This is a genomic window from Chryseobacterium contaminans, assembly GCF_001684955.1.
Taxonomy (GTDB): domain Bacteria; phylum Bacteroidota; class Bacteroidia; order Flavobacteriales; family Weeksellaceae; genus Chryseobacterium; species Chryseobacterium contaminans.
In genome coordinates, this window is sequence record NZ_MAYF01000228.1 from 1 (window position 1) to 989 (window position 989).

1 protein-coding gene and 1 pseudogene are annotated in these 989 nt (G+C 31.1%); one reads left to right on the forward strand and one right to left on the reverse strand.

Features of this window, described 5'->3' with window-relative positions:
• Window positions 1-301: 301 nt before the first annotated feature.
• Complete coding sequence (locus tag BBH99_RS12655; RefSeq protein ID WP_083188820.1) at window positions 302-691, forward strand: DUF3060 domain-containing protein; 390 nt, start codon at window positions 302-304, stop codon at window positions 689-691.
• A gap of 204 nt (window positions 692-895) precedes the next feature.
• On the opposite strand, the pseudogene BBH99_RS22100 reads toward BBH99_RS12655, so the two are convergent.
• Window positions 896-989, reverse strand: a pseudogene (locus BBH99_RS22100) (NifU family protein); the annotation flags it as partial.

The window sequence follows — 989 nt, forward strand, 5'->3', positions numbered from 1 at the left end:
ATGCAAAAACATCCTTTGGAAGGAGCTAAATCAGGAACCATGTTAAATTTTTCCGGAAAGGCTGCAAAATAGCAGAATCTTAAAACATAAATGTATCTTAATTTTATCTTTTATCAGAAACAGACCTATTTTCTAAACATTTCTTAAAACTCCATTAAATTTAATTTAAAGGTTTGTAATAGTCTCATTCTTTTAAGATAGATGTTGCTTCACATTCAAAAAAGCAATCATTTAACTTTTGATTAACTATAAGAAATTATTTTGTACTTATATTTACCTCCAACAAAAAACCAAATTCAATATGGAAAGTATTAAAAAAGTAGGTATTATAGCCATTCTGCTATTGGGAACAGGTACTGCATTCTCCCAAACCAGAAAAACAGAATCCATAAAAGGGGTAGAACAGTCTAATGGTAAAACAATACAGGTAGATGGTGTTGGACATACTCTAAACTATACGCTTAATGGCGGAAATGTAGAGGTTGCCGGGGGAGATAATACAGTAACGGTTAAAGGAAGTGCAAAAAAAGTTTCCGTTTCAGGAACGGGTAACAAAATATACATTGATAAAGTGGATAATGTTGACATTGAAGGTGGCAGCAACACAGTATATTACAGAAGCTCAGGAACAAAATCCGGAAAACCTAATGCCTCTCTTACCGGAGTGGGAAATAAGGTAGTAAAACAGTAATTCTATAATTATAATCAAACTATTAAGGCTCAATAATATTCTTTGAGTCTTTTTTAATGGTTTAAATTCATTCTATTTTTTATGCAAAACCTTCCTATTTATCTTTGTGTTAAAAAACATCCAATAATAATTACTTAAAGAAATGAAAATAAAAAAGACAGGCCTTATACAAAAGCCTGTCTTTTTTATATCTCAGATATAGTCTTACTCTACGTTTACTACTTTCTCAATTTCCGGTGCATGTTGCTTGATTGTGTTTTCCACCCCTAATTTTAGAGTTGAAAAATTCAACGAACAA